At 64.0% G+C, this 26,132-nt stretch carries 27 protein-coding genes; 9 read left to right on the plus strand and 18 right to left on the minus strand.

Going from position 1 to position 26,132, the window contains the following annotated elements:
- Positions 1–19 precede the first annotated feature (19 nt).
- From cysC to P6U27_RS33750, 3 genes are all read left to right on the plus strand, one after another.
- Positions 20–1,936 (plus strand): adenylyl-sulfate kinase, encoded by a 1,917-nt coding sequence (gene cysC / locus P6U27_RS33740; RefSeq protein WP_407120719.1) that lies wholly within the window; start codon positions 20–22, stop codon positions 1,934–1,936.
- Between the two features lie 397 nt (positions 1,937–2,333).
- Complete coding sequence (locus P6U27_RS33745) at positions 2,334–4,499, plus strand: malate synthase G (protein ID WP_209295702.1); 2,166 nt, start codon at positions 2,334–2,336, stop codon at positions 4,497–4,499.
- A 126-nt stretch (positions 4,500–4,625) separates the two neighbouring features.
- On the plus strand, positions 4,626–4,826 hold the full coding sequence (locus P6U27_RS33750) for a CsbD family protein (RefSeq protein ID WP_162500456.1): 201 nt from the start codon (positions 4,626–4,628) through the stop codon (positions 4,824–4,826).
- A 146-nt stretch (positions 4,827–4,972) separates the two neighbouring features.
- On the opposite strand, the gene P6U27_RS33755 is transcribed toward P6U27_RS33750, so the two are convergent.
- Positions 4,973–5,128, minus strand: a complete 156-nt coding sequence (locus P6U27_RS33755; RefSeq protein WP_008546817.1) for a Thivi_2564 family membrane protein — start codon at positions 5,126–5,128, stop codon at positions 4,973–4,975.
- Between the two features lie 170 nt (positions 5,129–5,298).
- Between P6U27_RS33755 and P6U27_RS33760 the strand changes: the two genes are divergently transcribed.
- Entirely contained in the window at positions 5,299–5,751 is a 453-nt protein-coding gene (locus tag P6U27_RS33760; RefSeq protein WP_407120718.1) for a hypothetical protein, read from the plus strand.
- Between the two features lie 154 nt (positions 5,752–5,905).
- On the opposite strand, the gene P6U27_RS33765 is transcribed toward P6U27_RS33760, so the two are convergent.
- Together P6U27_RS33765 and P6U27_RS33770 are read right to left on the minus strand one after the other, a co-directional pair.
- Positions 5,906–6,547 carry a DUF2865 domain-containing protein gene (locus P6U27_RS33765; RefSeq protein ID WP_129145014.1) on the minus strand — a complete coding sequence of 214 codons (642 nt, stop codon included), beginning with the start codon at positions 6,545–6,547 and terminating at the stop codon, positions 5,906–5,908.
- 16 nt (positions 6,548–6,563) lie between these two features.
- A complete protein-coding gene (locus tag P6U27_RS33770) occupies positions 6,564–7,361 on the minus strand; it encodes a L,D-transpeptidase (RefSeq protein ID WP_209295700.1) in 798 nt (265 codons plus the stop codon).
- A gap of 208 nt (positions 7,362–7,569) precedes the next feature.
- Here P6U27_RS33770 and P6U27_RS33775 point away from each other — a divergent pair, with 208 nt between their 5' ends.
- The 5 genes from P6U27_RS33775 to P6U27_RS33795 all read left to right on the plus strand — a co-directional run bounded on the left by P6U27_RS33775 (position 7,570) and on the right by P6U27_RS33795 (position 11,795).
- Positions 7,570–8,682, plus strand: a complete 1,113-nt coding sequence (locus P6U27_RS33775; protein WP_164937102.1) for an AI-2E family transporter — start codon at positions 7,570–7,572, stop codon at positions 8,680–8,682.
- A 78-nt stretch (positions 8,683–8,760) separates the two neighbouring features.
- Positions 8,761–9,132 (plus strand): YqjD family protein, encoded by a 372-nt coding sequence (locus P6U27_RS33780; RefSeq protein ID WP_407193407.1) that lies wholly within the window; start codon positions 8,761–8,763, stop codon positions 9,130–9,132.
- 85 nt (positions 9,133–9,217) lie between these two features.
- Positions 9,218–9,673, plus strand: a complete 456-nt coding sequence (locus tag P6U27_RS33785) for a hypothetical protein (RefSeq protein ID WP_164937101.1) — start codon at positions 9,218–9,220, stop codon at positions 9,671–9,673.
- A gap of 187 nt (positions 9,674–9,860) precedes the next feature.
- Positions 9,861–11,003, plus strand: a complete 1,143-nt coding sequence (locus P6U27_RS33790; protein WP_122405736.1) for an OpgC domain-containing protein — start codon at positions 9,861–9,863, stop codon at positions 11,001–11,003.
- A 183-nt stretch (positions 11,004–11,186) separates the two neighbouring features.
- Positions 11,187–11,795 carry a TetR/AcrR family transcriptional regulator gene (locus P6U27_RS33795; RefSeq protein WP_162500651.1) on the plus strand — a complete coding sequence of 203 codons (609 nt, stop codon included), beginning with the start codon at positions 11,187–11,189 and terminating at the stop codon, positions 11,793–11,795.
- Here the strand turns inward: P6U27_RS33795 and P6U27_RS33800 are convergent.
- From P6U27_RS33800 to urtA, 15 genes are all read right to left on the minus strand, one after another.
- Positions 11,792–13,450, minus strand: a complete 1,659-nt coding sequence (locus tag P6U27_RS33800) for an HWE histidine kinase domain-containing protein (protein ID WP_129145011.1) — start codon at positions 13,448–13,450, stop codon at positions 11,792–11,794. The genes P6U27_RS33795 and P6U27_RS33800 overlap by 4 nt on opposite strands.
- 300 nt (positions 13,451–13,750) lie before the next feature.
- Complete coding sequence (ureG, locus tag P6U27_RS33805) at positions 13,751–14,374, minus strand: urease accessory protein UreG (protein WP_122405738.1); 624 nt, start codon at positions 14,372–14,374, stop codon at positions 13,751–13,753.
- A gap of 39 nt (positions 14,375–14,413) precedes the next feature.
- On the minus strand, positions 14,414–15,142 hold the full coding sequence (locus P6U27_RS33810; protein ID WP_129145023.1) for an urease accessory protein UreF: 729 nt from the start codon (positions 15,140–15,142) through the stop codon (positions 14,414–14,416).
- Positions 15,123–15,746, minus strand: coding sequence for an urease accessory protein UreE (locus P6U27_RS33815; RefSeq protein ID WP_122405740.1), 624 nt, complete (start codon positions 15,744–15,746; stop codon positions 15,123–15,125). The genes P6U27_RS33810 and P6U27_RS33815 overlap by 20 nt, the downstream gene beginning before the upstream one ends.
- A gap of 13 nt (positions 15,747–15,759) precedes the next feature.
- Positions 15,760–16,059 carry a putative quinol monooxygenase gene (locus P6U27_RS33820; RefSeq protein WP_122405741.1) on the minus strand — a complete coding sequence of 100 codons (300 nt, stop codon included), beginning with the start codon at positions 16,057–16,059 and terminating at the stop codon, positions 15,760–15,762.
- 142 nt (positions 16,060–16,201) lie between these two features.
- Positions 16,202–17,917: an urease subunit alpha gene (gene ureC / locus P6U27_RS33825; protein ID WP_129145010.1), complete on the minus strand. Its 1,716-nt coding sequence runs from the start codon at positions 17,915–17,917 to the stop codon at positions 16,202–16,204.
- A 34-nt stretch (positions 17,918–17,951) separates the two neighbouring features.
- On the minus strand, positions 17,952–18,491 hold the full coding sequence (locus P6U27_RS33830) for an HD domain-containing protein (protein WP_122406939.1): 540 nt from the start codon (positions 18,489–18,491) through the stop codon (positions 17,952–17,954).
- Positions 18,492–18,548: 57 nt separating this feature from the next.
- A complete protein-coding gene (locus P6U27_RS33835) occupies positions 18,549–18,854 on the minus strand; it encodes an urease subunit beta (protein WP_129145009.1) in 306 nt (101 codons plus the stop codon).
- A gap of 110 nt (positions 18,855–18,964) precedes the next feature.
- Positions 18,965–19,267, minus strand: a complete 303-nt coding sequence (locus P6U27_RS33840; RefSeq protein ID WP_027553946.1) for an urease subunit gamma — start codon at positions 19,265–19,267, stop codon at positions 18,965–18,967.
- 40 nt (positions 19,268–19,307) lie between these two features.
- Entirely contained in the window at positions 19,308–20,138 is an 831-nt protein-coding gene (locus tag P6U27_RS33845) for an urease accessory protein UreD (RefSeq protein WP_129145008.1), read from the minus strand.
- A gap of 31 nt (positions 20,139–20,169) precedes the next feature.
- Positions 20,170–20,865 (minus strand): urea ABC transporter ATP-binding subunit UrtE, encoded by a 696-nt coding sequence (gene urtE / locus P6U27_RS33850; RefSeq protein WP_091881260.1) that lies wholly within the window; start codon positions 20,863–20,865, stop codon positions 20,170–20,172.
- Positions 20,866–20,868: 3 nt separating this feature from the next.
- On the minus strand, positions 20,869–21,630 hold the full coding sequence (urtD, locus tag P6U27_RS33855; protein ID WP_129145007.1) for an urea ABC transporter ATP-binding protein UrtD: 762 nt from the start codon (positions 21,628–21,630) through the stop codon (positions 20,869–20,871).
- A gap of 5 nt (positions 21,631–21,635) precedes the next feature.
- Complete coding sequence (gene urtC / locus P6U27_RS33860; protein WP_122405747.1) at positions 21,636–22,802, minus strand: urea ABC transporter permease subunit UrtC; 1,167 nt, start codon at positions 22,800–22,802, stop codon at positions 21,636–21,638.
- The gene (gene urtB, locus P6U27_RS33865; RefSeq protein WP_122405748.1) at positions 22,799–24,406 is read right to left on the minus strand and encodes an urea ABC transporter permease subunit UrtB; all 1,608 of its coding nucleotides are present in this window, start codon (positions 24,404–24,406) and stop codon (positions 22,799–22,801) included. Before urtB ends, urtC begins: the two co-directional genes overlap by 4 nt.
- Before the next feature lie 83 nt (positions 24,407–24,489).
- Positions 24,490–25,818 carry an urea ABC transporter substrate-binding protein gene (gene urtA, locus P6U27_RS33870; RefSeq protein ID WP_122405749.1) on the minus strand — a complete coding sequence of 443 codons (1,329 nt, stop codon included), beginning with the start codon at positions 25,816–25,818 and terminating at the stop codon, positions 24,490–24,492.
- Between the last annotated feature and the right edge of the window lie 314 nt (positions 25,819–26,132).

Here is a 26,132-nt window from a genome sequence, read left to right on the forward strand (position 1 = left end):
CCAAGGACGCGAGCGTCGCATGAACATGATCGTCACCACGGCTTCGCCGGCCACTCCGAACGGCACCACGCGTCCGCAAGTGCGCATCGTCATCGTCGGCCATGTCGATCACGGCAAGTCGACGCTGGTCGGCCGCCTCCTGCACGAGACCGGCAGCCTGCCCGAGGGCAAGCTCGAGATGCTCAAAGCCGTCAGCGCGCGGCGCGGCATGCCGTTCGAATGGTCGTTCCTGCTCGACGCGCTGCAGACCGAGCGTGACCAGGGCATCACCATCGACACCACGCAGATCCGCTTCCGCACCAATTCGCGCGACATCGTGCTGATCGATGCACCCGGCCACGCCGAATTCCTGCGCAACATGATCACCGGGGCGTCGCAGGCCGACGGCGCCGTGCTGATCATCGATGCGCTCGAAGGCGTGCGCGACCAGACCAGGCGGCACGGCTATCTGCTGCATCTGCTTGGCGTGAAGCAGGTCGCGGTCGTCGTCAACAAGATGGACCGGGTCGATTTCTCGGCCGATCGCTTCAAGGAGATCAGCGACGAGATCTCCGCGCATCTCAGCGGCCTCGGCGTGACGCCGACCGCCGTGATCCCGATTTCCGCACGCGACGGCGATGGCGTCGCCGAGCGCACCGACCGCATCGACTGGTACAAGGGTCCGACGGTGGTCGAGGCGCTTGATCGGCTCGAACCGGCACGGGCGCTGGAAGCGTTGGCGCTGCGCCTGCCTGTGCAGGCGATCTACAAGTTCGACGACCGCCGTATCGTGGCGGGCCGCATCGAGTCCGGCAGCCTGATTGCCGGCGACGAGATCGTGATCATGCCGGCGGGCAAGATCGCGAAAATCAAGACGGTCGAGAGCTGGCCGGTGACACCACTCGCAGGACGGCATGGCGCCGGCCGCTCGGTCGGCATCACCCTCGACCGCGAATTGTTCATCGAGCGTGGCGACATCATCGCGCATGCGGGCAGTGCTCCGCGCGAGACGCGCCGCCTGCGCGCGCGGATCTTCTGGCTGCACGACAAGCCGCTCGCCAAGGGCGACCAGCTGCTGGTGCGCTGCGGGCCGAAGGAAAGCCGCGCCACCGTCGTCGCGATCGAGAAGGCCGTCGATCCCGGCGAGTTGTCGAGCACCGAGAACAAGGCGATCGGCCGTAACCATGTCGGCGAGATCGACATTTCTCTGTCGAACCCGATTGCCACAGATCCCTATACGGAGAATCCACGCACCGGCCGTCTCGTGATCGAGGTGTCCGGGCGCATCGCCGGCGGCGGCCTCGTGCTGTCGGTCGATGCCGGCCAACGCGCCATGCCTGTCGACATCGTGCCGGTGGAATCGGCGCTGCGGCCCGACGAGCGCTCCGCGCGCTATCGCCACAACGGTGCCGTGGTCTGGCTCACCGGCCTGCCGGCCTCCGGCAAGTCGACGCTGGCGCGGGCGCTGGAGCGGCGTCTGTTCACCAATGGCGGCTCGCCGATCCTGCTCGACGGCGACACGCTGCGCGCCGGGCTCAACAACGATCTCGGCTTCTCCGCCGCCGATCGCAGCGAGAATATCCGCCGCCTCGCCGAGGTCGCGACGCATCTCGCCCGCAACGGCCACATCGCGATCGTCGCGGCGGTCTCGCCCGCGCGCGAGGATCGCGCCGCCGCGCGCCGCATCGCCGACACCGCGTTCCGCGAGATCCATGTCGCGACGCCGGCCGAAGTTTGCGAGGAGCGCGATCCCAAGGGCCACTACAAGAAGGCACGCGCCGGCGCGCTGGCATCGTTCACCGGCATCGGCAACGACTATGAGGCACCCCAGGCCGCCGAGCTCGTGATCGACACGTCGAAGCGGACGGTGACCGAGGCGGCGGACGAGATCGAGCACATGCTGAAGACGACCGGCGTCCTGTTCGACGAAGTCGTGGACCTCGCTGCGAATATTTGAGTCCGCCCTAAAGCGCGATGGGATCAGGATGAATCACCATCGCGCTTCAGGTTATTGTTTGAGCATGATCTTTTCGGAAAACCGCTGCACACTTTTCCGGATCATGCTTTAGTCCCCGCTGTCGTCGCCCGGCTTGCCCGGGCGACCCAGTATTGAAGAGACAGCGTTGGGATACGGAGAAGCTGCGGCGTACTGGATTCCCCGCTTTCGCGGGGAATGACACCGGTGCGTGGGGCCTTCTCCCCCTCTTCTTGACATTTTGACAAGCCCCTGGGGGTCTTCTCACCGCCCCGATTTTGGGGCTAATAGGTCCCGAAAGCTGCCCTTCGTGGGCGCATTTTGCTGCTGTCGGGTCAAAAGCAGCCAAAAACAGCCATTTCCAACAAGAAAGCCCATCATGAAACGCGTCGACGTCCACGGATTGAAGATCGCTCCCGTCCTGTTTGACTTCATCGCCAAGGAAGCGGCCCCGAAAACGGGGATCGCGCCGGATGCGTTCTGGGCCGGGGTGGCCGCCATCATCAACGAGCTGGGCCCCAAGAACCGCGAACTGCTTGCTTTCCGCGACACGCTGCAGGCCAAGATCGATGACTGGCACCGCGCCAACAAGGGCAAGGCGTTCGACCTCGACGCCTACACCGCCTTCCTGAAGGAGATCGGCTATCTCGTCCCGGAGCCGCCGACTCAGAAGGTCGAGACCGCCAATGTCGACGAGGAGATCGGCAAGATCTGCGGCCCGCAGCTCGTCGTTCCCCTCACCAATGCGCGCTATGCGCTGAATGCGGCGAATGCACGCTGGGGCTCGCTCTACGACGCCTTCTACGGCACCGATGCGATCCCTCACGACCCCTCCGAAAGCGGCAAGGGTTACAACAAGGCGCGCGGCGACAAGGTGATCGCCAAGGCCAAGGCGTTCCTCGATACCGCCGTGCCGCTCGCGACCGGTAGCCACACCGACGTCAGCGCCTATAGCGTGGTCGCGGGCCAGCTTGCGGTGAAGCTCAAGAGCGGCAACGCCACCGCGCTGAAGAACGCCGCGCAGTTCGCGGGCTTCCAGGGCGATGCCGCCGCGCCGTCAGCTGTGCTGCTGGTCAACAACGGCCTGCATGTCGAGGTGAAGATCGATCGCAGCAGCGCGATCGGCAAGGACGATCCGGCCGGCGTCGCCGACATGATCTTGGAGGCCGCCGTCTCGACCATCCTCGACATGGAGGACTCGGTCGCCGCGGTCGACGCCGAGGACAAGGTGCTGGTCTACCGCAACACGCTCGGCCTGATGAACGGCACGCTGTCGGCCGATTTCGAGAAGGGCGGCAAGACGCTGACGCGTTCGCTCAATGCCGACCGCGTCTACAAGACGCCTGACGGCAAGGGCGAGCTCAAGCTGCACGGCCGCAGCCTGCTGCTGATGCGCAATTGCGGTCACCACATGTTCACCGATGCGGTGCTGGACGAGAAGGGCGAGGAGGTCCCCGAAGGCCTGCTCGATGCCGCAGTGTCGGGCCTGCTCGCCATTCACGACCTCAAGGGCAACTCCAAGGTCAGGAACAGCCGCACGGGATCCGCCTATATCGTCAAGCCGAAGATGCATGGTCCCGACGAGGTGTCGCTCACCTGCGAGATCTTCGACCGCGTCGAGAAGATGCTCGGCCTGCCCGAGAACACGCTCAAGGTCGGCATCATGGACGAGGAGCGGCGCACCACCGTCAACCTCAAGGCCTGCATCCAGCGCGCCTCCAAGCGCATCATGTTCATCAACACCGGCTTCCTCGACCGCACCGGCGACGAGATCCACACCTCGATGGAAGCGGGCCCGATGATCCGCAAGAACGAGATGAAGGCGCAGGCCTGGATCAAGGCGTACGAGGACTGGAATGTCGACATGGGTCTGATCGACGGTCTGCCCGGCCACGCCCAGATCGGCAAGGGCATGTGGGCCGCGCCCGACAAGATGGCGGACATGCTGGCGCAGAAACTCGCTCACCCGCAGGCCGGCGCCACCACCGCCTGGGTCCCCTCGCCGACCGCGGCGACGCTGCACGCGCTGCACTACCACCAGGTCAACGTCATCGCGCGCCAGGAGGAGCTGACCAAGGGCGGTCCGCGCGCAAAACTCTCCGACATCCTCACCATTCCGGTGTCGAAGTCGAACTGGGCGCCGGACGACGTCAGGCAGGAGATTGACAACAACTGCCAAGGCATTCTCGGCTATGTCGTGCGCTGGATCGACCAAGGCGTCGGCTGCTCCAAGGTGCCCGACATCCACGATGTCGGCCTGATGGAAGACCGCGCTACCTTGCGCATCTCCAGCCAGCATCTCGCCAACTGGCTGCACCAGGGCGTGATCACCGAGGCCCAGGTGATGGAATCGCTCAAGCGCATGGCCGTCGTGGTCGACAAGCAGAATTCGGGCGATCCGATCTACAAGCCGATGGCGCCCGCCTTCGACGGCGTCGCCTTCAAGGCGGCCTGCGACCTCATTTTCAAGGGCCGCGAGCAGCCGAATGGCTACACCGAATACATCCTCACCGCGCGCCGCCGGGAGGCGAAAGCGCTCGGCTGAGCCATCTCACTGAATGACAAAAGCCCCGGCGTGAGCCGGGGTTTTTTGTCGCGTGAAACGTCGTGGCGGGCCCGGAACGCCTGCGCACGCCTAGCGTTGTCGGGCCATCAACCACGGGAGATGGTCATGGACTGGAATCGCATCGAAGGAAACTGGAAGCAGTTCAAGGGATCGGCCAAGGAGAAATGGGGCAAGCTCACTGACGACGATCTCCGATTGATCGAGGGCCGCCGCGAGCAGCTCGAGGGCCGGCTCCAGGAACGCTACGGCAAGGCCAAGGACCAGGTTCGCAAAGACGTCGACGACTGGCTGAAGTCGCTACACTGACACAGCATGACGAAGCCCCGGCTCACACCGGGGCTTATCGTTCGAGGAAGCGCAGCCCGGACGGAGCAGAAGCGTAATCCGGGACCCTCGCAGCATGAGGCATGACCCGGATTTCGCTTTAAGCTCCATTCGGGCTCCGCGTCTCGTTAGAACACCGCGAGATATTTCAGCAGCGACACGATACCGATGATGATGACGATCACGCGCGCGATCTGTTTGGCGCGACCATCCATCGGCAGCATGTTGATGAGATAAAGCACCAGAATGACGACGAGAAAGGTGACGAGTACACCGACCAGCATCGCTGGCTCCCCCTTCAGGCAAGTTGCTGACGTTGTCCTAACGCTCGCAGAGCGCGCCGGTTCCATCCTGGCAACCTATTGAAATCTTTTGTATTTCTGTCGGCAGCGCGATTCCGCCTGTAATTGTACGGCACTATTGCTGTCTAAGTTTTTTAGCCTTTTGAGGCCAAATGCGATTCGAGCGTCTGCCGCTGGCCGACGCCTTTGCTGCATACATCCCTTTGGTCGCTCGAAGTTCGAACGTCTCCACGCTGCTGAAAGCGGTGATCCTGTCCACCGCACTCGTCGTCGTGATCGGCTTCTCGATCAGTGCATGGAATTCATGGTGCCGGCTTCAGCAGGCGAACCGGATCCTCGCGGTAGCAGCGACCTCCGCCAATGTGTTCAAGGCGATGGCGAACATCCGCTCCGACCGATCGACCAGCAACCGTCAGCTGACCTCCGACATCCAGATGGACAAGGACATCGAGACATACATCCGCGGCATCCGCGACGAGCTGATGCCCGCCCTGGCACGTGCGAAGGGTACGCCGGCGCAACACGATCGGTGTCCTCCCGGACAAGCGCAGCTTCCGGCGACGCGTAGCGTTGTCTCGAGCGGAGCGCCGATCTGGGAGCCATAGCGGACAATTGGCGCGCGAGCTGGCAACTCCGAGGCTTTGCCGAACCACGCCCTGTGGCTATGGGTCCCCGATCTGCGCGCGCTTTGGCGCGCTTGTCCGGGACGACAAGCCTTGCAAGGCTGCTAGCGCGGCAACTTAGCCAACGCCCGCGTCCCTACTCCTTCGCCACCACCGGGACCTGGCGGAACTTGGCGCGCACCGACGCCGGCAACGGCGAAAAATTCATCGCGACGCCGCGGCCGTCGTTGGCATTGCGGCTGGCGACCACGAGGCCGCCGGCACCCGCGACGATGTCACCCTTGCGCAGGGTGGGGTCGTCTTCGACCTTGACCTGGGCGAGACCGACCGGGTCCTTGCCGTTGCAGGTGCAGCCCGCGACGATCTCGTTGCGATAGCGGAACGCGTTCGGCAGGTCGGAATAGGACTTTCCAGTCTCCGTCATGGCGTCGTCGATATTGCTGCCGTAGACCAGCGAGGTTTCGGACGCCGGGCAGAAGCTCTTGCAGGACTGCGCCTTGCTCTCGGCGTCGCTTCCCTGTGCCGGGAAATAGCGGCCGTCGCAGCCGCGCACGCAATAGGCCGTGCCGCCGCCATAGGAGGCCCGTTGGCGCGGCGCGTCATAGCGCGGCATGTCGTCGGTCGGGAACGGCATCCGGATCTCCGGCGGCGGCCGCATCCGGAAGCCGCCGAACAATGCCGAGAAGAAATCCTCCGCATGCGCCGACACCAGACCAGCGGAGACGGCGATCAAGATCACCGTAACGCCAACCACTTTGCCAACCAGGCGTCTGCTCATAGGACCTCGCTCATGCTTAGTTGACGGCCGATGTCGTGATGTTCAACGCCTGCCTGCCCGACGGCAACGTCGTCGCGGCCGGACGCTTGCGCACGGGGTCGACGGCCTTGTCGCCTCCCTTATCGCCTCCCTTGGCCATCAAGGGAGCGTTTTTCGGCAGCACCACGACCTTGGTGCCGACATTGACGCGATTGAACAGGTCGATGACGTCCTCGTTGGTCAAGCGGATGCAGCCGGACGAAACGAACTTGCCGATGGTCGAGGGATCGTTGGTGCCGTGGATACGGTATTGGCTCGAGCCGAGATACATCGCACGCGCACCGAGCGGGTTGCCGGGGCCGCCGGCGACGAAGCGCGGCAGATAGGGCTGACGCGCGATCATTTCGGCCGGCGGATACCAGTCCGGCCACTCGGCCTTCCGGCTGACGCTCTGCACGCCGGACCAGGTAAAACCTTCGCGGCCGACGCCGACGCCGTAGCGGATCGCGCGGCCATTGCCGAGAACGTAATAGAGATAGGTATTGTTGGTATCGATGACGATGGTACCGGCCGGCTCGCTCCTGTCGAAGCTGACGATCTGCTTGCGCAGCCGATCGGGCAATTGGGCGTCCTCGCCGGCGGCCTGCGGCGTCTCGTTGAAGCCGTCATGAGAGTAACCCTGGTCCTGCGGGTACGCCCACGGCTGGATTCGCGCGTAGCCGAACGTTTGCGCGCTCGCCGTCCCGAAGGGCACTGCGAGCAGAGCGGTTGCGAAAACGAATGCGGTAACGGCGCGCGGCGAGAAGCTGCGACGGACTGCAAACAACTTTTTCATGTGCTGCCCCGTTGGATATGTGCATCAGGGTGATGCGCTGCCCAACAAACTCCGCCGGCTGGATCGAAGTTCCGGCGCAGCATGCGGCAGCGACGTCACAGTCAAGCGAGCGGCTATTCACGAAGGCGCGATGGAACCGGCACGCCGTCCACGCGTTGTGAGGTCGTCAATGGGCGCGCGGATCGCGTTTCCGTGCGGGAGAGATATTGTGCGCGTCCTTCCCAGTGAACGCCTGATTTCCGGCAACAGCGAGAGCGAACCGCTTCCCGACAGCCACGGTGAGCTGCCGCCAGTCATCCGCCGCACCGAGTTCATCGCTTTCGCACTCGCAGGCCTCCTGCTGATTGCGGTCGCCACAGTGCTCTATGCCGGAAAAGCATTCTTCCTGCCCGTGGTGATGGCCTTCGTGATCGGCACCATGCTGTCCCCGGCGGCGAGCTTGCTCGAGCGATGCAAGGTGCCGCGCGCGCTCGCAGCCGTCCTGATCGTGGTCGCTGGGACTGCGGTGGTCGCGTTCGTCTTCGCGCTGATCGCCTCGCCGATTATGGAGTGGAGCACGCGCCTGCCGGAGCTCGGCGCGCAGCTGAGGGACAAGCTGCACGTGTTCGACCGGCCGCTGGCGCTGTGGCGCGAGCTGCAAGGCATGGTCGGCGGGTCGGAGCAATTCCCTAACTTTCAGATTCCGAAGTTCGAGTGGGTGCAACCAACGCTGGAATTCCTGTCACCGACCTTTACCGAATTTGTGCTGTTCTTCGTCACCCTCATTCTGTTCATCGCAAGCTGGCGCGACCTGCGGCGGGCCATGATCATGACCTTCAGTGACCATGACGCGCGGCTGCGCACGCTGCGGATCCTCAACGAGATCGAGGTCCATCTCGGCAACTATCTCCTGACCGTGACCGTCATCAACATCGGTGTGGGCGTTGGCACCGGCCTCATCTGCGCGCTCACCGGAATGCCCAATCCCGCCGGGCTCGGCGCGCTGGCGGCAACGCTCAATTTCATCCCGATCATCGGGCCTGTGGCGATGTTCGCGGTGCTGGTCGTCGTCGGGCTGGTCGCCTTCCCGACCATCGGCGGCGGCCTGATGGCCGCGCTCGCCTTCAGCGGCCTCACCTTCCTGGAGGGACACTTCGTCACCCCGACCATCATCGGCCGGCGGCTGGCGCTGAACGCGCTTGCGGTTCTGCTTGCGCTCGCATTCTGGACCTGGATGTGGGGCCCGATGGGCGCATTCCTGTCGTCGCCGCTCCTGATCGTTGGTCTGATCCTCAAGGAGCATCTGTTGCCGGCCGATTCGCCGCAGCTGCCGCAGGCCTGAGCGGTTTCAGCGAACGGAACTTACCCGTCGACGAAACGTTCTCCGCACATCTCAGCCGTCAACAGTTTGGAGCTCCCGATGTCCACGAGCAATGCCGAAGCCGGGATGAGAGACTGGACCGACAAAGCCACCAGAGAACGCCTCGAGAAGGATGTAGCAGCCGTGAAAAGCGATATCGCCGCCCTCACCGAGCAGATCACCGACGCACTCAATACCTTCGCCAATTCCACTAGCAGGCAGGCTCGCCGCGGCTACCGCCAGGCGCGCGAGAACATGGATTCCACGATCGACGACATGTCGGAGCGCGGCAGCGCGATGATGGAGGCAGCACAGGACGCCTATGGCTCGATCGAGGAGAGGCTGGAAGAGGCGATCACACAGCGGCCGCTCGCGACCGTCGGACTCGCGCTCGGCATTGGTTTCCTGATCGGCGTCGCCTGGCGCCGGTAGGTTTGCGGAACGGAGCTCGAGATGGCAGCGCCGCCGGTGCCGGCGTGTGGCGGTTCGGCTTGTGGGGGATTTGAGGAGCAAGGCCATGTTTCAGCGCATCATCGACGGGATCAGTGCATCCACCGGCACGACTGTTCGGCTGACCTCCCTTGCCGCAGGCGCGGCGTTCGCGCTGTTGGTGACGACATGCTTCCTTTGCGCCGCCGCCTTCATCTCGGTGCTGCAGAAATATGGCCCGGTGCAGGCCTGTCTTACCGGCGCCGGCATCTTCTTCCTGCTGACCCTCGCCGCGGCAGGGTCCTATTGGGGCTACAAGCGCGAGGTGAAGAAGCGTGCCCAGATCGCGGCCGAGCGGGCCGCGAAGTCGGCGGCGCAGAGCATGCTTGCAGATCCGATGCTCCTCGCCACCGGACTTCAGATCGTTCGCGCCATCGGGATCAAGCGGCTGTTGCCGATCCTGGCAATTGGCGGTGTCGCCCTCGGTATCCTGGCGAGCCGCGCCGGTGCATCCGAGGAGGTGTCGGCCGAACCTGCCGAGTGACGGTCAGAATGGGTTAGAAAATTTCGTCGCAGGTCCTGCGAGCGCATCCATCTGAAATCGACTCAGGCGACGCCGCGCAATTTTGCGCCGTCCGGCACGAGTGCCTGCCGTTCACGGAAACGCTACTCGGATGGGCAGACGGTTGCCGGTAAAAGCATCACCCTGATTCCCAAAGCTATTTTACTCAATGAAACCGTCCGTCAAGGCGAACCTCGCCGCATTCCAGCACGACGCCAGGCTCTATTTGACGCTCGGCATCGCCAATTGGTCGGTGTTCGTCGACCACATTCCGCACAACGTCGTCAACCTTCTGACGCTGCGCAACTTCGGCTTCAGCGGCGCGGCCGATCTCTTCGTGTTCGTGGTGGGCTACGGCGTTGCCATCATCCATGGCAGGATGGCGCTGGAGCGCGGCTACGTGGTCGCGGCGACGCGGATCTTTCGCCGCGTCTGGCGGCTCTACGCTGCCTATGTCGTGCTGTTCGTGATCTATATCGACACCATCGCCTATGTCGCCTCGCAATCGATGGCGCCGGAGATCATCCACGAGTACAACATCTCGGGGATTCTCGAGCACCCGCTGCGCATCCTGATCCGTGGTCTCGTGCTCCAGGAAGAGCCGCTGAACCTCGACCTGCTGCAGTTGATGATCCCGCTGATGACGTTCTTTCCGCTCGTGCTGTGGGGCCTGCTGCGATGGCCGAACCTGACGCTGGCGGCATCAATCGCGCTGTACGTCGCCGCTCGCTGGTTCGACTGGAACTTTCGGGTCTATCCGGACCAGGAATGGACCTTCAATCCGCTGTGCTGGCAGATGCTGATGGTGCTGGGCGGCTGGTTTGCCGTCACAGGCGCATCGGGGCGCATGCTGCGCGGCATGATCTGGCTGCGGATCCTCGCAGGCGCGTACCTCGTCCTCGCGATGGCGGTTACCCTGATGCGCCATTCGCCGGCGCTGTCAGCCTACCTGCCCGATTTGCTGCTCAACAACATCGCGCCGACCGACAAGGAAAATCTCGCACCCTATCGCGTGCTCCACTTCCTCGCCCTCGCGCTCGTCGCCACCCATCTCATTCCGGCCGATCATCCTGGCCTGCAACTGAAGCCGCTTCAGGCGGTCATCAGATGCGGTGAGGAATGGCTTGCCGTGTTCTGCGTCGGCGTGTTCCTGTCCTTCGCCGGCCATCTGATCCTGATCACCGGCCCCAATCTGATCGTGATGCAGATCGTCGTGAGCCTTGCGGGCTTCGCCGCGATGACCGCACTCGCCTATTACATCACCTGGTCGAAGCGGCAGGACCTGCCCGCGGCCCTGCGGCAACAGGCCTAAAGCATGATCCGGAAAAGTGCGAAGCGGTTTTCCGGAAAGATCATGCGTAAACAACAAGCTAAAGCGCGATGACGATTCATCCAAATCTCATCGCGCTTTAGAAGAAGAATCGTGCGATTCTGCTAGGCCGAAGGCGGCGGCTGCGCTATGCCGGAACTCTGCGTGAGGAGACCGGGCGTGGCGATGGGGAAAGGCGGGGGTGACGAGGCTGACAGCGCGCCCCGGCGCGGCCGGCCAAGGTCGATCGAGACCAGCAACGCCATTCTCGAAAGTGCCTATGCGCTGATGGCCTCCACCGGCCTTGCCGCCACCACCATCGACGCGGTCGCGCGGCACTCCGGGGTCTCCAAGATGACGATCTACAAATGGTGGCCGTCCCGCGAGGCGCTTTTGATCGACGCCTTTCTTCACCACGCCGCGCAGATGCTGCCCCTGCCCCCGGCAAGCTCCGGCAGCCCCGCGGCGCGCGCGCGCCGCCATGCGGCCGCTTATGCCGAGGCACTCCAGGGCGAGTTCGGCAGGGTCCAGCTCGCTGTCATCTCCGAATGCATCTCCAAGACCGGCTCGGCGGAGCTGTTCTACGCGCGCTATCTGCAATTCCGCCGCGACCTGCTGGTCGAGATGATCGCCGCGGGCCAGAAGGATGGCAGCATTCTGGCCGAAGGGCTTCCTGAGGATCTCTACGACGCGATCTATGGCAGCCTGTTCTATCGCTACGTCTTCGGCATCGCGCCGGTCACGCCGGCTTACGCACGTAACCTCGTCAACCTCGTGTTGCGGCCGAAGGGTTAGCTGCGCACAGGCCTGACCGGCGCCGAGATCTTGTCGGTGCGGTCGCGCTCGGTCATGTCGACCACCGTCTCCATCGGCGCGGTCAATTCGTAGACGTAGGAGACGTCTGTGAAGAAGCGCTTGGCGGTGCCCCCTAACGCCTCGGGTGCGACGCGGTCGAGCAGGATCAGGCCGAAATCGGAATCGGGCCGGCGCGTCGCCTCGCTGGTGTTGAACTCCTCCCAGCGGAAACGGAACACCTCGTCGCCCTCCTCGCCTGTCACCGTCCAGGTGGCGGTGATGTGAGGATGCTTTCCAACCAGCGACAGACCCTCGTCGGAATGCGAGGCAAGCTCGAAGAACAGCAGCGAGAGGCTTTGCGCCGCGCGTGCGCTGACCGCGATATCAGGACCGGTGACGGCGATGCGGTCGGCATGCGGGATGGCGCGCGCCTCGAACAGGCCCTTCAGCTTGACACCCTGCCACTGGCTCTCGCTGAGCAGCGAGACCACGTTGGACATGGCGTGGATGCGTCCGATCAAGAGCTCGCGCGCGATGTCGATGTCCGAGCCATGGCGCAAGGTGCGCGTCACGATCGACTGGATCACCGCGAGGATGTTCTTGACGCGATGGTTGAGCTCGTCGATGACGGCGGTCAGCCGGCGCTCGAAGCCGATTCTGACCTGGATCTCCCGGCTGAGCCGCAGATTGTTGTAGGCGACATAACCGAACAGGCCGCACACCATTGCCGTGATCGCAAAGCCGATCGCCGCCACGATGATCGCGGTCTGCTCGGCGCGGCGCATCGAGTTGGTCTTCGCGTAATAGCCGAGCTGCCAATCACGGCCGCCGAAGCTCACCGTGCGCGTCGCCGAGGGCGCCGGTCCGTCCGCCACCATGCGTGTCGAGACCACACCCTGATCGTTGGCGATCAGTTCGCCGCCTTCCTTGCGCGGATCCCTAAGCGCGACCGCGAACAACGACATGTCATCATTGGTCAGCATCAGCGAGGCGAGCTCGTAGGAAAACGTGACGAACCCGGCCGGCTCCATCGCTCCCTCGGGAATGACGGGCGCAGCCACGATGATGCCGATCGCGCCGTTCCCGCCGACCAACGGCACCGGATCGGAGGCAACCGACTTCTTCTCGGCGCGCGCGCGCGTCAGCATCGCGCTGCGAACCGGATCCTGATCGTAGCTGCGGCCGGGCAGCGTCTTGGTCTCGTTGCTGCGTGGCTCGAGGTCCATCAGCACGTCGATCGGCTGAGTGATTTCGGCCGTATTGATCGGCTTGTCGTCATAGGAGCGAAGCTGCGGATTTGGGAAGCCGGCGCCGGCAATGGCGGTCTGCGCGGCCGCAAGCTCGTTCGGCTTCAGCCGGGCGATCCAGCCGGCCACCACGAAATCGGTCTTGAAGGCGTAGATCGCCGAGCGCAGCGGCTCCAGCATGTTCGGCTTGATCACGGATGGCGCGCGGAACAGGCCTGAGGCGACACGCGCGAGCAGCTCCCGCTCGGTGAGGCGGTCCTGAACCAGACTCGCATGAACGTCGATCGCGCGCGCGAGCGCGATCCGATCCAGCGCCAGCTCCTGGTCGTGGACGCGGTAGGCCGCAAGCCCGGAGAGCAAGGCTCCCAGCAGAGCGATGAAGCCGATGATGAAGCCCAGCCTGACCACGCGACTACTCAGGCGAAAGCAGGAGGTCGGCAATAAACATGGAGCATATGAACGCCGCCCGAACGGCCATCTGCCGAAACAGGGTGAACCCCAGTGCCGGAGATAATGGAGGAGGAGGCATCGGTACGCAACTTGGGTCGCCTGAGAAGCTTAATCCGCCCGGCCGATGGTCTGGACGGGATAAATTCGCCCCCGCGCGCCGGAGGTAGTTAATCGCCGTGTCCGAAATTTGTTCCGCGGTTACGGCGTTGCCCCGGGCGTTAACGGCGAAAAACGCCTGCGCCAAGTGGTCGCGTCCGGTCAGCCCTGTCGTTTCAGGCCGCCTTTGGTCTCGATGAAGCCGACGATCCGGTCGAGGCCCTCGCTTTTCTTGAGGTTGGTCATCACGAAAGGACGCTCGCCGCGCATGCGCCTGGCGTCCGTCTCCATCTTCTCCAGGGAGGCGCCGACATGGGGCGCGAGGTCGGTCTTGTTGATGACCAGGAGGTCGGACCGGGTGATGCCGGGGCCGCCCTTGGACGGGATCTTGTCGCCGGCGGCGACGTCGATGACGTAGATCGTGAGGTCGGCCAGCTCCGGAGAAAAAGTGGCAGCGAGGTTGTCGCCGCCGGACTCGATCAGAACGAGATCGAGCCCCGGAAATTTCGCGCGCATGTCCGCGACCGCAGCGAGATTCATCGAGGCATCCTCGCGGATCGCAGTGTGGGGACAGCCGCCGGTCTCGACGCCGGCGATACGGTCCGGCGTCAGCGATCCCGAACGCACCAGGAACTCCGCATCCCATTTGGTGTAGATGTCGTTGGTGATCGCGGCAATGTCATAGCGCTCGCGCATGGTCTTGCAGAGCAGGTCCATCAGCGCGGTCTTGCCCGATCCGACCGGGCCGCCGACGCCGACACGCAAGGGGCCGTGAGATTTCGACATGTAACTCGCTCTCTCTTAATGGGTTAAAGGCCGCACAGGTCACGACCGAAACAGCCGCGTATATTGCGTCTCGTGCCGCAAGCTGGCGAGATCGGCGCGGAAGGTGGCACTGCCGAGATCGTCCAATGTCGCATTCAGCGCACGATTGGCGGTCGCGGCGACGGCGGCTTCCAGCCTCACCAGAACGCGCTGGCTATCGGTCTGGCCGAGCGGAATGAGCCGGCTGGCCGCGGAAATCCAGTTCGAGACCAGCGCATGCAGGAAGGCGTGCAGCGTCGGTGCCAGCGGAACGGCGTGCCTCGCCGCAACAACACCGACGGCGACCGGATAGACCAGCGGCGTGCTGCATGCCGCGATCGTGGCATCCAGCCCGTCGGCATCCCACGCGGCACGGGCGATATCGATGAAGGCGCGGCCCTGCGAGGTCGTCTCCAGCTGCCGCTCGCGCGACGGCACGAAGGCGGCGGCGAGCTCGGCGATCTCGTTCAAAGCCGTCGTCTCGTCCGCTTCCGTGCTGCGATAGGCGTGGACCAGAAACGTCGCGTCACAAAAGCCGGAGCCGTCGCCGAGCATCGCATCGAGCCAATCCGCCAGCGTCGTCACGTCGGTGATGTCGCCCGCCTCGATCGCCCATTCGAGGCCGCTGGAATAGGAAAAACCACCGACCGGGAAGGCCGGCGACAGCCAGGTCATCAGCCGGTACAGCGCCGCCGCCTCACCCTCGGCGAGGTCACCGACGCCGACCGGCTCATTTGTGGTCATGAGCATGGGTGTGGCCGTGGTGATGGTCGGGATGGTCGCAATGCTCGTCGTGGTGATGGTGGTGCTCGTGGCTATGGTCATGCGCGGCACGATCATGATGGTGGTGACCATGGCCGTGATGATCATGGTGATCGTGATGGCCGTGACCGTGGTGCGCATGATCGTCGTGCCCATGGCCGGCATCGGCGTAGGCGCCGCCTTCGGGATCGAACGGCGCCTCGATCTCGATCACGCGCGCACCGAGGCCCTTCACCATGGCCTCGATGACATGGTCGCGACGAACGCGCAGGGCCTTGGCCATGATCTGCGTCGGCAAATGACGGTTGCCGAGATGCCAGCCGACGCGGATGAGGTGATGCGGATCGCGGCCGCGGATCTCCAGCAGCGGCTCCGGCGCCGCCACCACCTCGATCAGTCTTCCGTCCTCCAGCACCAGCGCATCTCCGCCGCGCAGCGCGACGGCGTGCTCCAGATCGAGCAGGAATTCGAGCCCCCGCGTGCCCGTCATCGCCATGCGGCGGCGGTGCCGATCGTCGAAATCGAGCACGACCGTGTCCGCCGGCGCTTCCGTGAAGCGGTGCTGTCCCTTGACCTGCGTCGCCCGGATCATGCGTCTTACCTCGTTACCGTGTCTCGACCTTCTCGGGCGTGATCACCTCGATCTTCGGCGGCGCCGTGAAGCACTTCACCGCGACGCGACCGAAGGTCTTCATGTGCTCCATGGTCCGATGCGGCACGAGCGCCTCGGCATTCTCCCACTGCTCGACGAATACCATCTTGCTGGGATCGGTGACGCTCTCATGCAGATCATAGGCGATGTTGCCGGGCTCTTTCCGCGTTTCCTTGATGCAGGCGGTGGCGGCTGCAATGAATTCGGCGCGCGTCTCGGGCTTGATGGTCAGGGTGGCGACGACGTAGATCACGAGAAATCCTCCCGGCTTTTCTTCTAGAGGTTACGATACCGGGCGGGACATTAGACCAGGCGGGACCGAACGCAAAACGGCAAAAGCCGTCCCCGGACACGCACTCCGAATATACTCGCGGGACATGCGTCGAGGCGCTATTTCAGTACATGAAATATCGCTGCGCCATCGGCAGCACCTCGGCGGGCGCGCAGGTCAACAGCTCGCCATCGGCACGGACCTCGTAGGTCTCCGGATCGACCTCGATATCGGGCGTGGCGTCGTTGTGGATCATGCTCTTCTTGGAGATCTTGCCGCGGGTGTTCTGGACCGCATAGAGCTTCTTCTCGATCCCGAGCTTTCGCGCCAGGCCGCCGGTGACAGCCGCCTTCGAGGTGAAGACGACGGAGGACGCGGTCCTCGCCTTGCCGAAGGCGCCGAACATCGGCTGATAGTGCACCGGTTGCGGCGTCGGGATCGAGGCGTTGGGATCCCCCATGGGCGCAGCCACGATGGTGCCGCCCTTGACGATGCAGTCCGGCTTGACGCCGAAGAAGGCCGGCGACCACAGCACGAGATCGGCGAGCTTGCCCTTCTCGACCGAGCCGATCAGCTTCGACACGCCATGCGCGATCGCGGGGTTGATCGTGTACTTGGCGATGTAGCGCTTGACGCGGAAATTGTCGTTGTCCTTGCCCTTGTCCTGCGGCAGCGAGCCACGCTGCTTCTTCATCTTGTCCGCGGTCTGCCAGGTCCGGATGATGACCTCGCCGAGGCGGCCCATGGCCTGGGAATCCGAGGACATCATCGAGAGCGCGCCGAGGTCGTGCAGGATGTCTTCGGCGGCGATGGTCTCCTTGCGGATACGGCTTTCGGCGAAGGCCAGATCTTCCGCGATCGAGGGATCGAGATGGTGGCACACCATCAGCATGTCCAGATGCTCGTCGATGGTGTTGCGCGTGAACGGCCGCGTCGGGTTGGTCGAGGACGGCAGCACGTTCTTCAAGCCGGCCACCTTGATGATATCGGGGGCGTGGCCGCCGCCGGCGCCCTCGGTATGGAAGGCGTGGATGGTGCGGCCCTTGAACGCCTTGATCGTGTCCTCGACGAAGCCGGATTCGTTCAGCGTGTCGGTGTGGATCATCACCTGGATATCGTGATCGTCGGCCACCGACAGGCAATTGTCGATCGCGGCCGGCGTCGTACCCCAATCCTCGTGCAGCTTCAGCGCGCAGGCACCGGCCTTGATCATCTCGACCAGCGCCGCGGGCCGCGAGGCATTGCCCTTGCCGGAGATGCCGAGATTGACCGGGAAGGCATCGAACGACTGGATCATCCGCGCGATGTGCCAGGGGCCGGGCGTGCAGGTGGTGGCGAAGGTGCCGTGCGACGGGCCGGTGCCGCCGCCCAGCATCGAGGTGACGCCACTCATCAGCGCGTGCTCGATCTGCTGCGGGCAGATGAAATGGATGTGGCTGTCGAAGCCGCCGGCCGTGAGGATCTTTCCTTCGCCCGCGATCACATCCGTGCCCGGACCAATGATGATGGTGACGCCGGGCTGGATGTCGGGATTGCCGGCCTTGCCGATTGCCGAGATCATGCCGTCCTTGATGGCGACGTCGGCTTTCACGATGCCCCAGTGATCGACGATCAGCGTATTGGTGATGACGGTGTCGGCCGCGCCCTGCTTGTTGGTGACCTGCGACTGCCCCATGCCGTCGCGGATCACCTTGCCGCCGCCGAACTTCACCTCCTCGCCGTAGGTGGTGAAATCCTTCTCGACCTCGATGATGAGGTCGGTGTCGGCGAGGCGCACCTTGTCGCCGGTGGTCGGGCCGAACATGTCGGCATAGACGGATCTCTTCATCTTGACGGACATCACAAGCCCCGTTTGCGTTTGAATGTCTGGTGGGTCACAGCAGCGCCCTCGCTGCTTTCACGGCATCGTCGAACTTCGTGTCGAGCCACGCATTGCCGCCACGGCAGCCGGCGACGACCTGCGTGGCCCACGCGACGTAATCGGCGAGATCGTCGCGTTCCTCGGCACTCGGGTCGGTTTGAATGCGCGCCTCTGTGTTGCTGATCTTGTCCGCGATCTTGATCAGCTTGGCGCCAGGGGACTTGTTCGGCGCTTCGAGCACCTGAAGGCGCCGCCGCTCGGCCTTCGGCAAACTCATGTCGTCGGTGCATTCAACGACGAGTGAAGCGACACGCTCCGAAAATATCTGCGCGAGCTCCTCGCGCGTGGTGTCGGTGTCCTCGATCGTATCATGCAGCCAGCCGGCTGCGACCAACTCGGCGTCGGCGCCCTCGGTCGCGGTGGCGAGCAGGTTCGCGACCTCGGCGAGATGGTTGATGTAAGGATCGTTGCCGCGCCCTTTTCGCGCCATGCCGTTATGGCGGCGTGCGGCAAGCTCGGCAGCTTCCGAGACGAGACAAACGGGTGACAGCATGGCAAGGACCTCCATTTCGGTCTCAACCGTGCCGCGCCGCGCTCGTTCCTGTGGAGGTCACAGCTTCCCCATGACGTCGCCGCGGAAGCCGTAGATCGTCTTCTTCCCCGCCATGGCGACGAGTTGCACTTCGCGGGTCTGGCCGGGCTCGAAGCGGACGGCGGTGCCGGCGGCGATGTCGAGGCGCATGCCGCGGGACTTCTTGCGATCGAATTTCAGGGCCGGGTTGGTCTCGAAGAAGTGGTAGTGCGAGCCGACCTGGATCGGCCGGTCGCCAGTGTTGGCGACCGTCAGCGTCACGGTCTTGCGGCCGGCATTGAGCTCGATCTCGCCGTCCTGGATGAAGAGTTCGCCCGGAATCATTCTATCCTCCTCGTCATTCCGGGGCTCGCGAAGCGAGAACACGGATTCTCGAAACCAAAACCTCTGGATTCCGGTTAGCCCTGCGGGGGCCCCGGAATGGTGAATTCTAGTTACCTGATCGGCTCGTGCACGGTGACGAGCTTGGTGCCGTCCGGAAAGGTCGCCTCGACCTGGATGTCATGGATCATCTCGGGGATGCCCGGCATCACCTGGTCGCGGGTCAGGACCTGCGCGCCGGATTGCATCAGTTCGGCGACGGTGCGGCCGTCGCGGGCGCCTTCGAGGATGAAATCGGAGATGATCGCAACCGCTTCGGGATGGTTGAGCTTGACGCCGCGGTCCAGCCTGCGGCGCGCCACGATCGCCGCCATCGAGATCAGAAGCTTGTCCTTTTCGCGGGGAGACAGGTTCATGCGAAATCTCTTCCGTTCAACACGTCAATTCAGCCAATCATCAGTTCAGCCAGAGCCGTGGCAGGGCCGCGCCGGTGCGCGCCAGCGCGGCCATCATGTCGGCGCGCAAGCGCGCCGCATCTTGGGCACAGAAGCGCGCCATTGCAAAGCCATTCCATGCCGAGATTCCGACCTCGCCGGAGCAAGACCCCGACGCTTCCCGAATACGTTCGACCAAGGCCTCGTCACCGGGCACGATCAGGGCCGTGCCAATCGCCGCGCCGCCTCTGGCGACCGCGGATCGCGCGAGCTTTGCGCCGATATCGCCATCGAGCCGGACGGTTTCTGCGAGCACCAGCTTGCCGGCGCGGCGCATCCGCCAGCGGTCCACAAATTCGCCCTGCTCCATCCGCTCGCCCATGGCGGTACGGCCGAATACGACAATCTCGCAAAGCAGAAGCGAGGCAGTCTCGTCGAGCGCGATGTCGAAGCGGCGTTGCACGCGGGCGCGGTCGAACAGAATCGTCTCCTGCGGTAGCCAGGACAAATGCGCGCCTGCGCCGGCCTTGAGCGAGATATTGAGCTGCGCCGCGGGCCCCGGCGCGCGATAGACCTTCTCCGCCGCCGCCGTCGTCAGCGTCAATCGCGCGCGATCCGCCGCCGATATCTCGATGTCGAAGCGATCACCGCCGGCGACTCCGCCGGCGGTGTTGACGAACACGCCGGACAGGCCCTGATCTTCCGGGGAGGGAAAGCGGACACGGAGCGAACCGGATTCATGCAAGGTGCCGCGTCGCGTCACGCCGTCACGTGCGTGCACGTCGAACCGCACCGCGCCGCGGGCGCGATTCGCCTCGAAAACCCCTGACGTGGTTGAAACGTCGCTGCGCATCTGCCTCCCCAGCCGGTCGCGACAGATTGGCTTACAGCGCCATCTGGCGGCTGATCTCGCTCGCGTCGAGATTGGAGCGGTCGCAGGTGAACTTCACCGCGCCGCGATCCATCACGGCAAAACTGTCGCCGAGTTCGCAGGCAAAGTCGAGATATTGTTCGACCAGCACAATGGCGATGTTGCCGAGGTTGCGCAGGTACGAGATGGCGCGGCCGATGTCCTTGATGATCGAGGGTTGGATGCCTTCGGTCGGCTCGTCGAGCAAAAGCAGCTTCGGCCGCATCACCAGCGCGCGGCCGATCGCGAGCTGCTGCTGCTGGCCGCCGGAAAGGTCGCCGCCGCGCCGGCCGAGCATGGATTGCAGCACCGGAAACAGCGAAAACACGTCGTCCGGGATGTGCTTGTCCTCGCGCTTGAGCGGGCCGAAGCCGGTCTTGAGGTTCTCCTCGACCGTCAGCAGCGGAAAGATCTCGCGGCCCTGCGGCACGAAGCCGATACCCTTGCGCGCCCGCTCGTAGGGCTTCAGGCCCGTGATATCATTGCCGTCGAGCACGATCGCGCCCGAGGAGATCGGATATTGCCCGACCATGGCGCGGAGCAGCGAAGTCTTGCCGACGCCGTTGCGCCCGAGCACGCAAGTCACCTTGCCCGGCTCGGCCGAAATCGAGACACCGCGCAGCGCCTGCGCCGCGCCGTAGAACAGGTTGATGTCCTTGACCTCAAGCATGGCTCAGCGTCCCAGATAGACTTCGATGACCCGCTCGTTGGCCGAGACCTGGTCGATGGTACCTTCCGCGAGCACCGTGCCTTCGTGCAGGCAGGTGACCTTGACCCCGAGCTCGCGCACGAAGGTCATGTCGTGCTCGACGACCATCACGGTGTGGGTCTTGTTGATCTCCTTCAGCAGCTCGGCGGTGAGATGCGTCTCGACGTCGGTCATCCCCGCGACGGGTTCATCGACCAGCAGGAGTTTTGGGTCCTGCGCCAGCAGCATGCCGATCTCGAGCCACTGCTTCTGGCCGTGGCTGAGGCTGCCGGCCAGGCGGTTGCGGGCGTCGGTGAGGCGGATCGTCTCCAGCACCTTGTCGATCCGCTCGGATTCCGCCTTGCTGCCGCGCCAGAACAGCGTGCCGCGGACGGAGTGATCGACATTGAGCGCCAGCAGCAGATTGTCCTGCACTGTCTGACTCTCGAACACGGTCGGCTTCTGGAATTTGCGGCCGATGCCGAGCTCGGCGATGCGGGTCTCGTCGAGGCGCGTCAGGTCGGTGACGCCGTCGAACAGCACGGTGCCCTCGTCGGGTTTGGTCTTGCCGGTGATGATGTCCATCATCGTGGTCTTGCCGGCGCCGTTCGGGCCGATGATGGCGCGCATCTCGCCGGGCTCGAGCGTCAGCGACAGATTGTTGATGGCATGGAAGCCGTCGAAGGAGACGTGCACGCCGTCCAGGTAAAGCATTGCGGAGGTCGCGCGGGTATCCATGACGTTCATTGCGCCTACTCCGCCATCTTGGGTTCGACGCCATTTTCGGCCGCGGCGCTCGCAATGGCTGCAGCGGTGCTTTTTTCCCTGGTCGAGGCCCACCAGGCGTTGAAGGTGCCGACGATGCCTTTCGGCAGCAGCAGCGTCACCAGGATGAACAGCGCGCCCAGCATGAACAGCCAGTATGGCGCGAGCACGCCCGAGGTGAAGAATGTCTTGGCGTAGTTGACGACGACGGCGCCGAGCGCGGCGCCGACCAGCGTGCCGCGGCCGCCGACCGCGACCCAGATCACCGCCTCGATCGAATTCCCCGGCGCGAACTCCGAGGGGTTGATGATGCCGACCTGCGGCACGTAGAGCGCACCGGCGACGCCGGCCATGCAGGCCGATACCGTGAACACGAACAGCTTGTAGGATTCGACGCGGTAGCCGAGGAAGCGCGTGCGCGATTCCGCGTCGCGCACCGCGATCAGCACCTTGCCGAGCTTGGACGAGACGATGGCGCGGCAGATCAGGAAGCCGATGATCAGCGCCAGGCAGCTCAGCGCAAACAGCGCGGCACGCGTGCCCTCCGCCTGCACGTTGAAGCCCAAAATGTCCTTGAAGTCGGTCAGGCCGTTGTTGCCGCCGAAGCCGAAATCGTTGCGGAAGAAGGCGAGCAGCAGCGCATAGGTCATCGCCTGCGTGATGATCGAGAGATACACCCCGGTGACGCGGGAGCGGAAGGCGAGCCAGCCGAAGCAGAAGGCGAGCAGGCCGGGCACGACCAGCACCATCAGCGCTGCGAACCAGAACATGTCGAAGCCATACCAGTACCAGGGCAGCTTCTGCCAGTTCAGGAACACCATGAAGTCGGGTAAGATCGGGTTGCCGTAAACGCCGCGGGTGCCGATCTGCCGCATCAGGTACATGCCCATGGCGTAACCACCGAGCGCGAAAAAGGCGCCGTGGCCGAGCGAGAGGATGCCGCAATAGCCCCAGATCAAGTCGATCGCGAGCGCCAGGATCGCGTAGCAGACATATTTGCCCCAGAGCGCGACGAGATAGGTCGGCACCTGCAGGAACGAGCCCGCGGGCAGCAGCAGGTTGGAGAGCGGGATGAGGATGCCGCAGGCCGCGACGATCGCGAGGAAGATCGTCGCGCCGCGGTCCAGCGATCGCGTCAGCATGTGAGGGGTCATGCTTCCACCGCACGGCCCTTGAGCGCGAACAGGCCGCGCGGCCGCTTTTGAATGAACAGGATGATGAGAACCAGGATCGCGATCTTGCCGAGCACCGCGCCGGCGACCGGCTCAAGGAATTTGTTGGCGATGCCGAGCGTGAAGGCGCCCACGAGGGTTCCCCATAGATTACCGACGCCGCCGAACACCACGACCATAAAGCTGTCGATGATGTAGCTCTGGCCGAGATTGGGGCTGACATTGTCGATCTGCGACAGCGCCACGCCGGCGATGCCGGCAATGCCCGAGCCGAGGCCGAAGGTGAGCGCGTCGACGCGCGAGGTGGCGATGCCCATCGAAGCCGCCATGCGGCGGTTCTGCGTCACCGCGCGCATTTCGAGGCCGAGCGCGGTGTAGCGCAGCATCGCGAGCAGGATCGCGAACACGGCGAGCGTGAAGAGAAGGATCCAGAGCCGGTTATAGGTAATGGTGATCTGGCCGAGCTCGAACGCACCGCTCATCCAGGAGGGATTGCCGACCTCGCGGTTGGTCGGACCGAACATGGTGCGCACCGCCTGCTGCAGCACCAGCGACAGGCCCCAGGTCGCGAGCAGCGTCTCCAGCGGCCGGCCGTAGAGGAAGCGGATGATGCTGCGCTCGATCAGCACGCCGATCGCGCCCGCGACGAGGAAGGCGAGCGGCACGGCGATCAGCAGCGAATAGTCGAACAGGCCTGGATAACGGCTGCGGATCACCTCCTGCACCACGAAGGTGGTGTAGGCCCCTAGCATCACCATTTCGCCGTGGGCCATGTTGATGACGCCCATCACGCCGAAGGTGATGGCGAGCCCGATCGCGGCGAGCAGCAGCACCGAGCCGAGCGAGAGCCCGTACCAGGCATTCTGCACCATGGACCAGACCGCGAGCGAGTTCTGGATCGAACCGATCGCGCTCGTGGCGGCCTTGGTGACCGACGCCGGCTGGTCGCCCATGCCGGTAAGCAGCGCCAGCGCCTCCTGGTCGCCGCGCGCCTTGAGGGTTGCCACCGCCTCGAGCTTCTCGACCTCGGTCGCATCGGACTTGAACAGCAGGATCGCCGCGCGGGCCTCACCGAGCGCGGCCTTGACGGATCGGTTGGTTTCCTTGGCGAGCGCGGCATCGACCGCCTCGAGCGCGGTCTCTTCATGCGACTTGAAGACGGATTGCGCAGCCTGCAGGCGCGTCCCGACGTCCGGCGACTGCAGCGTCAGGCTACCGAGCGCGGCATCGACGCTGCGGCGCAGGCGGTTGTTGAGGCGAACCGCGCTCGCGCTGTCGGGAACGCTGGCAACGGTCTCGCCGGTCGCGGCATCGATCGACTTGCCGTCGGTGCCGGTGACGTAAACCTTCTTGCTGTCAGGATCCGCCATGAGGCGGCCGTCCTGGAGCGCGCTGATGATCGGAAAGGCCAGCTTGTTGCCGCTGCCCGCGACCACACCGATCGCCTCTTCCGTGTCGGAAAAATCGTCATTGGCGAATTTGGCGACTGCATCCTCGAACGGACCGGCGAAGGCCGGCAGCGCGAACGCGATCAGCAACAACGAGAGTGCAAGCGAGCAGAGACGGGCAGACAGATGGGCTGGCACTGTGAATGACCCCGGCAGAAATGAGTGGAGAAGGCGGCCGGATCGCCGCCCTCTCCGGTCGTGCAATGGGCGTCAGGTCGGGATCAGGAACCCGAGCCGAGGCACTTGTTGGTCTTGGTGTTGAAGTTGCCGCACTTCTTGCCGACCCAGTCGCCGATCAGGTCCTTGGAGCCCTCGAGCTCCTTCGACCAGGCGTCGCCCGCGACGAGGCCGGGGGTCTTCCAGACCACGTCGAACTGGCCGTTGGCCTTGATCTCACCGATGAACACCGGCTTGGTGATGTGGTGGTTCGGCAGCATCTTCGACACGCCACCGGTCAGGTTCGGCGCCTCGATGCCGGGAAGCGCATCGATCACCTTGTCCGGATCGGTCGACTTCACCTTCTCGACCGCCTTCACCCACATGTTGAAGCCGATCACGTGCGCTTCCATCGGATCGTTGGTCACGCGCTTCGGATTCTTGGTGTAGGCCTGCCAGTCCTTGATGAACTTCTCGTTCGATCCGTCCTTGGTCTTGATCGACTCGAAGTAGTTCCAGGCAGCGAGGTGGCCGACCAGCGGCTTGGTGTCGATGCCGGCGAGCTCTTCCTCACCCACCGAGAACGCGACGACCGGGATATCCTTCGCCTTGATACCCTGGTTGCCGAGCTCCTTGTAGAAGGGAACGTTGGCGTCGCCGTTGATGGTCGAGACCACCGCGGTCTTCTTGCCGGCCGAGCCGAACTTCTTGATGTCGGCCACGATCGTCTGCCAATCGGAATGACCGAACGGCGTGTAGTTGATCATGATGTCTTCCTGGGCGACACCCTTGGACTTCAGATAGGCTTCCAGGATCTTGTTGGTGGTGCGCGGATAGACGTAGTCGGTGCCCGCGAGCACCCAGCGCTTCACCTTCTCTTCCTTCATCAGGTAGTCGACGGCGGGGATCGCCTGCTGGTTCGGCGCGGCACCCGTGTAGAACACGTTGCGCTCGCTCTCCTCGCCCTCGTACTGCACGGGGTAGAACAGGATGTTGTTGAGCTCCTTGAACACCGGCAGCACCGACTTGCGCGACACCGAGGTCCAGCAGCCGAATACGACCGAGACCTTGTCCTTGGTGATCAGCTCGCGCGCCTTTTCGGCGAACAGCGGCCAGTTCGACGCGGGGTCGACGACGACGGCCTCCAGCTTCTTGCCGAGCACGCCGCCCTTCTTGTTCTGCTCGTCGATCAGGAAGAGGATGGTGTCCTTCAGCGTGGTTTCGCTGATCGCCATGGTGCCGGACAGGGAGTGGAGTACACCGACCTTGATGGTGCCGTCCGCGGCCTTCGCGCCAGTCAATGAAGCCAGACCAAGCACCAGTCCGGCCGTCGCGGCGAGCACGCCGCGGCGGCAAAATGACGCCGCGATATCGTGGGTGGATTTGCTAAACATGAGTGTCTCATCTCCCTGACGCAGACGTGAAAACGCTGCGAAACGGCCCCATGGCCGCCTGCGATTAACGGAATCGCAAGAACCATGCCATGGACTGAGCACCCATCAACTCATTGACTCTACTTATAAAATCGCCAGAAATCCAAGTTTCGCCGCAGTCATTCCGCCTAAACTACAGGCAATTTAAATGTATGCGAAAGCGGCATGCAGGCTATTTTCTGAGCAAATTACCAAATCTGGCTAAATTTCCGGCATCACTATTTCTGCGCCGCAACCGCTGTTTGAGACCGAGTTGCCTTGAAAGCGTCTCCTCG

This window comes from Bradyrhizobium sp. STM 3566, from assembly GCF_045571445.1.
Taxonomy (GTDB): Bacteria; Pseudomonadota; Alphaproteobacteria; order Rhizobiales; family Xanthobacteraceae; genus Bradyrhizobium; species Bradyrhizobium vignae.

Coding starts and splice junctions, on each gene's coding strand:
- cysC (WP_407120719.1), top strand. CDS start 20: ATGAACATGATCGTCACCACGGCTTCGCCGGCCACTCCGAACGGCACC.
- P6U27_RS33745 (WP_209295702.1), top strand. CDS start 2,334: ATGAAACGCGTCGACGTCCACGGATTGAAGATCGCTCCCGTCCTGTTT.
- P6U27_RS33750 (WP_162500456.1), top strand. CDS start 4,626: ATGGACTGGAATCGCATCGAAGGAAACTGGAAGCAGTTCAAGGGATCG.
- P6U27_RS33755 (WP_008546817.1), bottom strand. CDS start 5,128: ATGCTGGTCGGTGTACTCGTCACCTTTCTCGTCGTCATTCTGGTGCTT.
- P6U27_RS33760 (WP_407120718.1), top strand. CDS start 5,299: ATGCGATTCGAGCGTCTGCCGCTGGCCGACGCCTTTGCTGCATACATC.
- P6U27_RS33765 (WP_129145014.1), bottom strand. CDS start 6,547: ATGAGCAGACGCCTGGTTGGCAAAGTGGTTGGCGTTACGGTGATCTTG.
- P6U27_RS33770 (WP_209295700.1), bottom strand. CDS start 7,361: ATGAAAAAGTTGTTTGCAGTCCGTCGCAGCTTCTCGCCGCGCGCCGTT.
- P6U27_RS33780 (WP_407193407.1), top strand. CDS start 8,761: ATGTCCACGAGCAATGCCGAAGCCGGGATGAGAGACTGGACCGACAAA.
- P6U27_RS33785 (WP_164937101.1), top strand. CDS start 9,218: ATGTTTCAGCGCATCATCGACGGGATCAGTGCATCCACCGGCACGACT.
- P6U27_RS33790 (WP_122405736.1), top strand. CDS start 9,861: ATGAAACCGTCCGTCAAGGCGAACCTCGCCGCATTCCAGCACGACGCC.
- P6U27_RS33795 (WP_162500651.1), top strand. CDS start 11,187: ATGGGGAAAGGCGGGGGTGACGAGGCTGACAGCGCGCCCCGGCGCGGC.
- ureG (WP_122405738.1), bottom strand. CDS start 14,374: ATGTCGAAATCTCACGGCCCCTTGCGTGTCGGCGTCGGCGGCCCGGTC.
- P6U27_RS33810 (WP_129145023.1), bottom strand. CDS start 15,142: ATGCTCATGACCACAAATGAGCCGGTCGGCGTCGGTGACCTCGCCGAG.
- P6U27_RS33815 (WP_122405740.1), bottom strand. CDS start 15,746: ATGATCCGGGCGACGCAGGTCAAGGGACAGCACCGCTTCACGGAAGCG.
- ureC (WP_129145010.1), bottom strand. CDS start 17,917: ATGTCCGTCAAGATGAAGAGATCCGTCTATGCCGACATGTTCGGCCCG.
- P6U27_RS33830 (WP_122406939.1), bottom strand. CDS start 18,491: ATGCTGTCACCCGTTTGTCTCGTCTCGGAAGCTGCCGAGCTTGCCGCA.
- P6U27_RS33835 (WP_129145009.1), bottom strand. CDS start 18,854: ATGATTCCGGGCGAACTCTTCATCCAGGACGGCGAGATCGAGCTCAAT.
- P6U27_RS33840 (WP_027553946.1), bottom strand. CDS start 19,267: ATGAACCTGTCTCCCCGCGAAAAGGACAAGCTTCTGATCTCGATGGCG.
- P6U27_RS33845 (WP_129145008.1), bottom strand. CDS start 20,138: ATGCGCAGCGACGTTTCAACCACGTCAGGGGTTTTCGAGGCGAATCGC.
- urtE (WP_091881260.1), bottom strand. CDS start 20,865: ATGCTTGAGGTCAAGGACATCAACCTGTTCTACGGCGCGGCGCAGGCG.
- urtD (WP_129145007.1), bottom strand. CDS start 21,630: ATGAACGTCATGGATACCCGCGCGACCTCCGCAATGCTTTACCTGGAC.
- urtC (WP_122405747.1), bottom strand. CDS start 22,802: ATGACCCCTCACATGCTGACGCGATCGCTGGACCGCGGCGCGACGATC.
- urtA (WP_122405749.1), bottom strand. CDS start 25,818: ATGTTTAGCAAATCCACCCACGATATCGCGGCGTCATTTTGCCGCCGC.